We start from the raw sequence: 10,815 nt of genomic DNA on the forward strand, positions 1-10,815 counted from the left end.
TCAGCCGCGCGGCAGCGCCGTCAGCGCCTCGACGAGCTCGGCCGGGGCGAGCTGGGCGGCGAAGAGCTTCCGGATCAGGGTGAGCATGCCGGTCGCCTGCGCCGACGGAAGCGCCTGGTCCCAGGACACCGTGAACGTCGACGCCCGCTGGACCAGGTCGTACTGGAAGCGGGCGAAGGCCGGGTCGGCGCTCCGGTCGAGGAAGGACGCGGCGTCGGTGGTCGTGGGAACGGCGCCCTGGCCGACGAGGTCCGCGGCGTACGCGTCCTCGGCCGCCGTCCGGAGGAACGCGAACGCGGCCTCCGGGTCCCGCACGCCCGCGGTGACCGACCAGAAGTTGTTCGGGTTGCCGACGACGGCGTCCGGGTCGCCGCGCCCGTCGGTCACGGTCGGGAAGGTCGTCCAGCCCAGCCTCCCGCGGGCGAACTCGGGGTCGGCCGCGAGCTGGTTGGCGTACTCCCAGGAGCCCATGAGCTGCATCGCCGCACGGCCGCGCGACAGCAGGGCCGAGGCCCCACCGGCGTTGTAGCCCACCGCCGAGAAGCTGTGGCCGAAGGCGCCGCGCTCGATCAGGTCGACCACGGCCTTGGCGGCACGCAGCACGGCCGGGTCGCGCCACCCGCGGACGTCGCCGTTCTTGACCCGCTCGAAGACCCCCGGCCCGCCGAAGCGGTCGACGAGGTACTCGAGCCACATCAGCTCCGCCCACGCGTCCGCCCCGGCCAAGGCGAAGGGGGTCACGCCCTGCTCGGTGAAGATCGCGATGAGCGCGGTGACGTCGTCCCACGTCTCGGGCGGGCTCACCCCGGCGTCGGCGAAGACCGCCTTGTTGTAGAACACGAGCACGGGCTGCGTCCCGCGCATGGGGATGCCGTAGTAGCGGTCCCCCACCATCCCCGCCTGCAGGACCGAGGGCAGGAAGGCCTTGCCGAAGGCGGTGTCGGCCTGCAGCATCGGGGTCAGGTCGAGCAGCTCGCCCGCGTCGGCGTACTCCTTGACGCTCGCGCCGCCCCAGTTGAAGAAGACGTCCGGCGCCTTGGACGACCCGATGGCGACCCGGAGCTTGTCCTCGTAGCCGTCGCCGGGCACCCGGTTGAGCCGCGCGCGGCCGGCTCCGGAGGCGTTGAACCGGTCGACCGCCGCCTGCTGGACCTTGTCGGCGGCGTCCTGCCACACCCACACGTCGAGCGCGCCGGGGCCGACGCCGTGCCCGGGGCCGCCCGGGCCGCAGGCCGGCAGGGTGAGCAGGCCGAAGGCTCCGACGGCCGCCCGCCCGAGGAACGCGCGGCGCGACAGGACCTCGCCCACGCCCATGTCCGAGCCACCTTCCGACGCCGTCGAGGCCCGCCCGCCAGCACCCTTGTCGGCACCAGTATCCCCGGCTGAAGCTGTTGCACGAGATCTGCACCGAACCTGGTCGCCCGAGCGAGTAGATCTGGCGCTCTCGCCGGAACTTTGGCCGCCCGCCGCATAACCTGTCGCCGACAGAGGGAGGCACCGTGGCCGCCGATGACGGGGTACGCGTCACCATCACCACCATCGCCCGCGAGGCCGGGGTGTCGGTGCCGACCGTCTCGCGGGTGGTCAACGGGCGGGCGGACGTGGCGCCCGACACGCGCGCCCGCGTGGAGGAGCTGCTCAACCGGTACGGCTACCAGCGGCGCGGCTCGCGACAGGGCGCGGAGCGGGCGGGCCTGCTCGACCTCGTCTTCAACGACCTGGACAGCCCGTGGGCGGTGGAGATCCTGCGCGGGGTGGAGGACGTCGCCCACCCGCAGGGCGTCGGCACGGTCGTCTCGGCCATCCACCGGCACCGCTCGGCCACCCGGCAGTGGCTGCAGAACCTGCAGGCCCGCGCCTCCGACGGGGTCATCCTCGTGCTCTCGGACCTCGACCCCCACGTGCAGGCCGAGCTGCGCCGGCTCGACGTCCACACCGTGGTCATCGACCCGGCCGGGGTGCCCACCCTCGACGTGCCCACGATCGGCGCGACCAACTGGGCCGGGGGCCGCAGCGCCACCGAGCACCTGCTCTCGCTGGGCCACCGCCGCATCGGCCTGATCGCCGGGCCCAAGCGCCTGCTCTGCAGCCGTGCCCGGCTCGACGGCTACCGCGCCGCCCTGGAGTCGGCCGGCGTGGAGGTCGACGACGAGCTGATCTACGAGGGCGACTTCTACCACGAGGCCGGGTTCACCGGCGCCTGCCAGCTGCTCGCCCTGCGCCAGCCGCCGACCGCGATCTTCGCCTCGAGCGACCAGATGGCGTACGGCGTGTACGAGGCGATCCGCCAGCGCGGCCTGCGGGTGCCCACGGACGTCAGCGTCGTCGGCTTCGACGACCTTCCCGAGGCACGCTGGGCGTCGCCCCCGCTGACGACGGTCCGCCAGCCGCTGGTCGAGATGGGCATGCTCGCCGCGCGCACGATCCTGCAGCTCTCGCGCGGCGAGCCCCTGGTCACCCCGCGCCTGGAGCTGGCCACCGAGCTCGTCGTCCGGCACAGCACGGCCGCCCCGCGCGGGTGACAGCGGGTGCGTGAGTCGGGCGGGTGACATCCGCGCGGATGACGTCGCGCGGGTGACGTCGGGCGGGTGACGTCGGGCGCGACCACGCGGCCCGGGCTCAGCCGTGGTGGGCCATCGGCCAGATCGTCCACAGCGTCGTGCGCAGGCGCCGGGGCTGCTTCATGGCCGTGACGATCTGGAACGCCACGTCCTCCGGGCGCAGGTAGTCCGCGAGCGCCGGGTCGCCCTCGGTGCGGCCGCGTCCGATCGCGAACTCCGTCTCGACACCGGCCGGGCAGATGGCCGAGACGCGGATCCCCGACGTGTGCAGCTCGCGGTCGAGCGCTCCGGCCAGCCCCACCTGCCCGAACTTGGTGGCGGCGTAGACCGCCTCGTTGGCGTCGCCGCGCAGGCCGGCGACGCTGGCCACGAGGACGAGGTCGCCTCCCCCGCGGCGCTTGAGCTCGGGGACGGCGGCCCGCACGGACCAGACCGTGCCGGCCAGGTTGGCGTCCAGCATCTCGGCGAGCTCGTCGTCGGTGCCGTCCTCGATGCCGCCGTAGAGCCCGATCCCGGCGTTCGCCACCATGGCGTCGAGCCCGCCGAACCGCTCGACCGCGGCCCCGACCAGCCGGCGCAGGTCCTCCGGCTTGCGCACGTCGGTCTGCACCGCCACGGCGTTGTCCGGGCCGAGCTCGGCGACCAGCTCCTCGAGCCGCTCGGCACGTCGCGCGCCAAGGGCGACCTTGGCCCCCTCCTCGACGAGCAGGCGCGCGGTGGCGGTCCCGATGCCCGCACTGGCGCCGGTCACGGCGACGACGCGCCCGGTCAGGTCGGTGGTCTCGATCGGCATGGAGGTCGGCCTTCTTCCTCGTACGGGGGGTGAGCGCCCATCACAGTTCGGTCACGGCCCGAGCCAGGGGTTATCGCTCACATGAGTGCTTCCGCCCCACAGTTCCCGATACGCGCCGCGTGACACGCGGCCAAGGAGCAACAGAGGGCGAGCACCGGCTTCACCCAGGGTTTGTTGCTTCGAGCCATAACTAGAAAGATCTGCTGTCGAACTATTGTCCGCCCAACCAGAACCTGGTTAGGGTCCGCAGCAGGTGGGGGGCGAGCTCTCCGCCCGGGCACGGACCGGGTCCGCCGTGCCCTTCGCGTCTAGAAGGAGAACCACAAGCATGTGCTACGGCTATGACGGCAACGCTGCCCTCTGTCAGTCCCTGGAGCACCGCGGACTGAACCGCCGTTCCTTCCTCCGCGGCGCGCTCGGCGCCACCGTCGCGGCCGGCATCGGCGGCGCGGCGCTCGCGGGCGCCCGCCCGGCCGAGGCCGCCATCCCGCGCGTCGGCTCGACCAAGGTCGTCAACCACCGGATCAGCATCCAGCTCTACACGCTGCGCTCGGTCATGACGAACGCCACGACGGCGACGAACGTCCTCGAGCAGCTCGAGGAGATCGGCTACCGCAACGTCGAGCTGGCCGGGCTCTACGGCATGACGCCGGCGCAGATGCGCGACCTGCTCGACGACCTCGGCATCAAGGCGTCCTCGAGCCACGACGGCATCTCGGCCAACCTGACGCAGGCGGCGCAGAAGTTCGCCAACGCGAAGATCCTCGGCCAGGAGTACAGCAACGTCCCCTACCTCGCGTCGACGCGCGCCGACGACTGGCGCCGCTGGGCCGACCAGATGAACGCCGAGGCCGCGATCGCGAAGCAGAACCGGATCCGCTACGGCTACCACAACCACGCGCACGAGTTCACCACCGACCTCGGTGGCGGCCTCACCCCGTGGGACATCTTCATGGACCGCCTCGACCCGAAGCTGGTCCACCTCCAGGTCGACCTCTACTGGGTCGTCACGGCCGGCTTCAACCTCGGCGTGTCGGACCCGGTGCAGTTCGCGATCGACGTCATCGAGGACTCCCCGCTGCGCACGCGCCAGTTCCACGTCAAGGACCGGCACGGCGCCAACCCGACGACGCCCGGCCAGCAGCCCGGCGACATGGCGGACCTCGGCACCGGCATCATCGACTTCGCGCGCATCTTCCAGGCCCACAAGGCCGAGCAGTACGTCGTGGAGAACGACACCCCCGACGTCACCCCGCTGCAGACGGCCGAGATCGGCTACAACTACCTGCGCGGCATCCGCTACTGACGTAGCGGTGCGCGGGCTCTCCTGACGCACCGAAGGGCCGGGGCGGCATCGCCGCCCCGGCCCTTCGTCGTACCCGCCCCCTGCTGCTCCGGCCTGCTCAGGCCGTGGGCAGCGCCAGCTCCAGCGGCCCGACCAGCGCCTCCCGGTCCTCCTCGCCCAGCAGGTCGGCGACGACCAGCGCGTGCACGGCCCCCGACGCGAGGTTCCACGTCCCGTACGCGGCGGCCCGCGCGCTCAGCCCCGCCCGGTGCAGTGCGGAGACGGCGAGCAGCTGCGCCGCCGCAGCGCACCGCGTACGCCCGGACAGGTGGGCGGCCCAGGACGCCGCGTGCACGGCGACGGCCCACGGCCGGCCGGACCGGCGCGACGCCTCCACCCCGTCGGACAGCCCGGCGAGCCCTCGGGCGTCCAGCGCGGACAGCCGCGCGAGCAGCGCGCGTACCTGCTCCTCGTTGGGCCCCAGGCAGGGGGCGACGGGCGCCAGCTGCTCCAGGGCGTCCCGCCAGGGGGAGACGAGCAGCGCGCGAGAGCCGGCCGGCAGCCGAGGCATGGCGTACGCGGCGGCCACCGCGTCGCACACGACCGACACCGCACGCGAAGCGGTCTCGTCCTGGACGGCCACGCCACCGGCGCGGGACCAGGCCCAGTCGAAGACGTCGGTGCGCAGGCAGGTCAGCAGGTCCTCGAGCCCGCCGATGCCGCTCACCTCCAGCCGGCGCAGCGCCGCGAGGGTCGCGGGAGCGTCCCCCGCCGTCCCGGCCCCGCTCGAGCCGGTGGCAGGGCCGAGCCCTGCGGCGACGGCGCGCACGGTGGCGTCGTCCTTTGTCGCACGAGCCAGCTCGGCCCAGGCCTCGGCCCGGTCCTGCTCGGGCCGGGCGGCCGCGGCGAGCGCGGGCAGGTGCTCGGCGCCGAGGGCGAGCGCGGTGACGAGGACGTCGGCGGCCTCCGCCCCACCCGCGCGACGGATCAGGTCGAACCCGAGGACGGGAGCACTGACCAGGGAGTACACGGATGGGCCTCCAGACCGCCGCGTGGATCGAACCCCTCCAGGGTCCCCCGTCGGGCGACGTCTGGCACTCCCCCGGTCGGAGGGTTCGCGATCACTCTCCGCACGTGATGGTCACGCTACGTGACACCCCCGGCGTCGGAGCAGCCGGTCGCACGTCCTACCCGGTAGAGCGGGTGGACGTGGGACGGGCGGGTCGGCGGCACGGGCCGACGACGACGTACGCCCTCCCGCCGGGGGCGGGAGGGCGTACGCGATGCGGCGGAGGTCAGGCGACGTCCACGGCCTTGTCGATGTCGAGCTTGAGCAGGAGACGGTCCTCCAACTTGTACGCCCCGACGATCAGCTCGCGCTCCTTGGCGCTCAGCGTCTCCGGCGGCGACTCGAAGAGGTCGTCGCCCACGGTGACGACATCGCCGATCGCGTCGACGAGCAGGCTCAGCACCTCGCCGTCGACCCGGACCACGACGTTCATCGGCTCGCTGCCGTTCCCGGCCGGCTCGAGCTCGAGCCGGCGGCGCAGGTCGACCGAGGTGACGACCTGGCCGCGCAGGTTCATCAGGCCGCCGATCGCCGGGGAGGCGAGGTAGACCTTGGTGCTCGGCTGGTAGCGGAGCACCTCCTGCACGCGGCTCACCTCGACGCCGAACAGGTGGTCGGCCAGGGTGAAGGTGGCCAGCTGGGTCATGACAGCATCCCTTCGAAGGAGAAGGCCTCGTCAGCGAACCCGGCGTCACCGGACTGCTCGGGCAGGGGGTCGATCGGGAACCGCGGGTCGGCCGCGAGGATGGCCTGGCGCACGTCGAGCAGCTCGACGACCTGCTGCTGGATGAGCGCGCTGCCCAGCAGGCCGATGTCGTCGACGTCGCTGCGCGAGTGCACGCCCTCCTCCACGATGTCGAGGATCCGGTCCACGACGAGCGCGACGCTGCGGCCGCCCCGCGAGGAGACGATCATCGGCAGGCGCTCGCCGGTGCCCTCGTCGTAGCCGCCGAGGTGGCGCGACAGGCGGACCAGCGGGAGGATCTCGCCGCGGTACTCCACGACCTCGCGGGCGCCGACGTGCTGCACCTTCTCGCTCGGGAACTCCTCGAGGCGGGTGACCATGTCGAGCGGGATCGCCACCCGACGGTCGCCGGCCACCTGGGCGACGAGGAGGCGCTCGACCTCGGCCACCGCGGCGGACTGCGCCTCGAGCTGCGCCGCACGCTCGGCGGCCTCGCTGCGCATCGTGCCGGCGGCCAGCGCCTGCACGTCGAGGATGAGCGCGACGGTGCCGTCGCCGAGGATCGTCGCGCCGGAGTAGACCCCGATGCCCTTGAGCCGGGAGCTCAGCGGCTTGACGACGATCTCCTCGCTGTTGAGGACGCGGTCGAGGATGAGGCCGAACGGGCGGCCGTCGGACTGCAGCACCGCGATGTTGACGTTGCCCTCGTCCCGGCGGCTCTTGTCCAGCCCGAGCACGTCGGCCAGGTCGACGAGCGGGAGCAGCCGGCCGCGCAGGCGGTAGACCGGCGCGCCGGACACCGTCTCGATGGCGGTCGTGCCGCGGCGGGCGTCGATGCTGACGACCTCCAGCAGCGAGATCTGCGGCACGGCGTAGCGCTCGCCGCAGCACTCGACGGTCAGCGCGGGCACGATCGCCAGCGTCAGCGGGATGGTCAGGCGGAACGTGCTGCCCTGGCCCGGCACCGAGGTGAGGTCGACGGTGCCGCCGATCTTCTCGATGTTGGTGCGGACGACGTCCATGCCCACGCCGCGGCCGGACACGTTGGTGACCTTCTCCGCGGTGGAGAAGCCCGGCTTGAAGATGAGGCTGAGGACCTCGCGCTCGCTGAGCGCCGCGAGCTGGGCGCTCGTGATGACGCCCTTCTCGACGGCCTTCGCACCGATCTTGACCGGGTCGATGCCCGCTCCGTCGTCCACGATCTCGACGACGACGCGGCCGCCCTCGTGGAACGCGCGCAGGCGCAGCACGCCGGTGTCGGCCTTGCCCGCGGCGCGGCGGCGCGCGGGGGTCTCGATCCCGTGGTCGACCGAGTTGCGGACGATGTGGGTCAGCGGGTCCTTGATCGCCTCGAGCAGCGTGCGGTCGAGCTCGGTCTCCTTGCCGTACATCTCCAGGGAGACCTGCTTGCCCAGCATGGTCGACAGGTCGCGGACGACGCGCGGCAGCTTCGACCAGACGTGGTCGATCGGCTGCATGCGCGTCTTCATGACGCCCTCCTGCAGCTCGCTCGTCACGAGGTTGAGCCGCTGGGTCATGCGCAGCAGCTCCATGTCGTGGTCGGCGCTCGCGCGCTGCACGATCTGGTTGCGGGTGAGCACGAGCTCGCCGACGAGGTTCATGAGCAGCTCGAGCTGGTCCACGTCCACGCGGATCGTGCTGTCGGCAGCGGAGCGGCGGGCCTGCGGCTCGGTGTTCGGCTCGGGCGCGTGCTCGACCGGCGCGGCCTTGGCCACGGGCGCCGCGGGCGCCGGTGCCGGCGCGACCGGCTCGGCCACGGGGGCGGCCTCGACGACCGGAGCCTCGACGGGGGCGGGCGCCTCGGCCACGGGGGCCTCGGCGGGCTTCTTGGCCGCGCGCTTGCGCGGCGTGGCCGCCCGCGGGGTCGCGGGCTTCTTCGCGGCGGCGCGACGCTTGGGGGCCGGGGCCTCGGCGGCCGGCTCCTCGACCGGCTCGTCGGCGGCGGGCTCCTCGGCCACGGCCGCGGCCTCGGCCGCCGGCGCGGGGGCCGGGTCGGCGGCGGGCGCGGAACCGGCGTTCAGGCACGCCTCGACGGCGGCCACGGCACCGGAGATGTCGACGTCGCCCTCGCCGCCCTCGGACTCGATCTTAGAGAGCAGCAGGCGGACCACGTCCACCATCTGCAGCAGCGCATCGGTCGTCGCGGGCGTCATCGAGAGCTCGCCGTCACGCAGGCGGCTGAGCAGGTTCTCACCGACGTGCGTGACCGACTCCAGGCGCGTGAGGGCGAGGAAGCCGCTCGTGCCCTTGATGGTGTGGATGGTGCGGAAGATGCTCGACAGCAGGTCGCGAGAGCCGGGCTCGCGCTCCAGCGCGACGAGGTCGCGGTCGAGCTGGTCGAGGTTCTCGTGGCTCTCCACGAGGAACTCCTGGACGATCTCGTCCATGCCCTCTAGGCCGTCCATCTGTGACGATCTCCCTTCGGCGGAGCAGGCCCACCGATGGGCCTTGACGCACAATGAATCGGCGGCCCTGCTCCCGGCTGTAGAGGTTGAGCGCGACAGATCTGCTGCCGACTCTTCCTTCATGTCCGCCCCCCGCCGTGACCCGGCCCTGGCTCCGCTCCCGCGCCCACGCGCACCGCAGGGCGTCGAGCCCGCCGCGCGCCCCGCGACCGGCCGGGCGCGGGCGCTGCTCGACGCGGTCGTCGCGATCGGCGCGGACCTCACGCTGGGCGCGGTGCCGGAGAACGTCGTCCGCGCCGCCGTCGGGCTCGTCCCGGCCCGCACCGCCGTGCTGGCCGTCCTCGGCCCGGACCGGCAGCTGCGCCGCGTCGCGGCCGCGCAGCGGGAGGGCGGTCCCGCGACCGTGTTGGAGGAGGCGCAGGCGCGGGCGGCGTACGCCCGGCTGCTGGCCGCCGAGCCGGACGGTGGCACGGTCCGGGTGCCCGTCACCGAGCGCGGCACGGCGCTCGGAGCCCTGCTGCTCGCGGCCGACGGCCAGCTGCAGGGCGCGCTGACCGAGGAGGACCGGGACACCGTGGCGGCGCTGGCGGCCGCCGCAGGCGTGGCGCTGGGCAACGCCCGCGTCCTCGAGGAGGCCGACCGGCGGCGCCGCTGGCTCGAGGCGGCCGGTGAGATCACCTCCTCGCTGCTCGGCGACGCCGACCGCGACACCGAGCTCGGGCTGGTGGCCCGGCGGGCCCGGGAGGTCGCCGAGGCGGACATCGCCCTGATCATGCTGCCGTTCGGGCGCGACGAGCTCGTGGTGGAGGTGCTCGCCGGCACCGGGGACGGCGACCCCTGCGGCCTCACGGGCGCCCGCATGCCGCTCGAGGGCTCGCTCTGCGGGCAGGTCGTCCTCCAGGGGCAGGCCGTCGTGGTGGACGACCCGCCGCTGACCGGCGGCGAGGTACGCGCCGACGTCGAGATCGCGCAGCTTCCCGGCACCGTGCTGGTGACCGGCGCGACGCTGCTCGTGCCGCTCGGCGCCGCTCACGACGTACGCGGTGTCCTGGCCGTCGCCCGCAGGCCCGGCGCGCCGAACTTCAGCACCATCGACGTCCAGCTCGCGACGACCTTCGCCAACCAGGCCGCCCTGGCGCTGGACCGGCACCGGGCGCAGTCCGACCGCGCCCACCTCGCGGTCTACGAGGACCGCGACCGGATCGCCCGCGACCTGCACGACCTGGTGATCCAGCGCCTGTTCGCCACCGGGCTCGGCCTGCAGGGGCTCAGCCGCACCTCCGACGAGCGGACGAAGGCCCGGCTGGCGGTGGCGGTCGACGACCTGGACGCGACGATCCGCGACATCCGGACGACGATCTTCGAGCTCAACCGCCGCGTCGACAGCGACGACCTGCGCGGCCAGGTGCGCGACGTGCTGGCCGAGGCCGAGCGGGCGCTGGGCTACCCGGCCCGCCTGCAGCTGCGCGGCCCGATCGCCGAGGGCGTGCCGGACGAGGTACGCCCCCACCTGCTCGCCGTCCTGCGCGAGTCGATGTCGAACGTCGCGCGCCACTCCGGCGCCGACGCCGTCGCCGTCGCGTTGACCGTCGACCGCGGGCTCACCCTCGTCATCGAGGACAACGGCTCCGGCCTCGGGGAGCGGGCGCGCGGCGGCAACGGGCTGCGCAACATGCGCCGGCGGGCGGAGATGTTCGGCGGCGGGATGTCCGTCGAGACCCGCGAGGGCGGCTCGGGGACGCGGCTGGAGTGGCGCGTGCCGCTGGGGTGACCCCGCCGGCTGTGCGCGGCCCTCCGGCCGCAGGGCACGGCCTCGGGCCCCGGGGCCCACGTGTGGGCCCCTGCAGGCGGTCCGAGGTGGCGCCCAGGGGTCGCAGGTCGACGGCTCGGGCGGCTGTCGGGTGACGAGGGCGCTCAGCCGACGCTCCTTCGCGGCCGGCGCACGCGCGTCCCGCGCCGCACACGACGAGAGCCGCACACGACGAGAGCCGCACAC

General features: G+C 73.8%; 8 protein-coding genes. 3 read left to right on the top strand and 5 right to left on the bottom strand.

The window, feature by feature from the left end; genetic code table 11:
* Positions 1–1,314 (bottom strand): ABC transporter substrate-binding protein, encoded by a 1,314-nt coding sequence (locus G9H72_RS13570; protein WP_166171946.1) that lies wholly within the window; start codon positions 1,312–1,314, stop codon positions 1–3.
* A gap of 185 nt (positions 1,315–1,499) precedes the next feature.
* On the opposite strand from G9H72_RS13570, the gene G9H72_RS13575 reads away from it, so the two are divergent.
* A complete protein-coding gene (locus G9H72_RS13575) occupies positions 1,500–2,522 on the top strand; it encodes a LacI family DNA-binding transcriptional regulator (RefSeq protein ID WP_166171948.1) in 1,023 nt (340 codons plus the stop codon).
* A gap of 97 nt (positions 2,523–2,619) precedes the next feature.
* On the opposite strand, the gene G9H72_RS13580 is transcribed toward G9H72_RS13575, so the two are convergent.
* On the bottom strand, positions 2,620–3,354 hold the full coding sequence (locus G9H72_RS13580; protein WP_166171950.1) for an SDR family oxidoreductase: 735 nt from the start codon (positions 3,352–3,354) through the stop codon (positions 2,620–2,622).
* Between the two features lie 328 nt (positions 3,355–3,682).
* On the opposite strand from G9H72_RS13580, the gene G9H72_RS13585 reads away from it, so the two are divergent.
* Positions 3,683–4,660, top strand: a complete 978-nt coding sequence (locus G9H72_RS13585; protein ID WP_166171952.1) for a sugar phosphate isomerase/epimerase family protein — start codon at positions 3,683–3,685, stop codon at positions 4,658–4,660.
* 97 nt (positions 4,661–4,757) lie between these two features.
* Here the strand turns inward: G9H72_RS13585 and G9H72_RS13590 are convergent, their stop codons facing one another.
* The 3 genes from G9H72_RS13590 to G9H72_RS13600 form a co-directional block, all read right to left on the bottom strand.
* On the bottom strand, positions 4,758–5,669 hold the full coding sequence (locus G9H72_RS13590; protein WP_166171954.1) for a hypothetical protein: 912 nt from the start codon (positions 5,667–5,669) through the stop codon (positions 4,758–4,760).
* A gap of 265 nt (positions 5,670–5,934) precedes the next feature.
* Entirely contained in the window at positions 5,935–6,354 is a 420-nt protein-coding gene (locus tag G9H72_RS13595) for a chemotaxis protein CheW (protein ID WP_166171956.1), read from the bottom strand.
* Complete coding sequence (locus tag G9H72_RS13600; RefSeq protein WP_166171958.1) at positions 6,351–8,819, bottom strand: chemotaxis protein CheW; 2,469 nt, start codon at positions 8,817–8,819, stop codon at positions 6,351–6,353. Before G9H72_RS13600 ends, G9H72_RS13595 begins: the two co-directional genes overlap by 4 nt.
* A 121-nt stretch (positions 8,820–8,940) precedes the next feature.
* Between G9H72_RS13600 and G9H72_RS13605 the strand changes: the two genes are divergently transcribed.
* Complete coding sequence (locus G9H72_RS13605) at positions 8,941–10,590, top strand: GAF domain-containing sensor histidine kinase (protein ID WP_166171960.1); 1,650 nt, start codon at positions 8,941–8,943, stop codon at positions 10,588–10,590.
* Positions 10,591–10,815 lie beyond the last annotated feature (225 nt).

Origin of the sequence: Motilibacter aurantiacus, assembly GCF_011250645.1 — a bacterium.
GTDB classification, from domain to species: domain Bacteria; phylum Actinomycetota; class Actinomycetes; order Motilibacterales; family Motilibacteraceae; genus Motilibacter_A; species Motilibacter_A aurantiacus.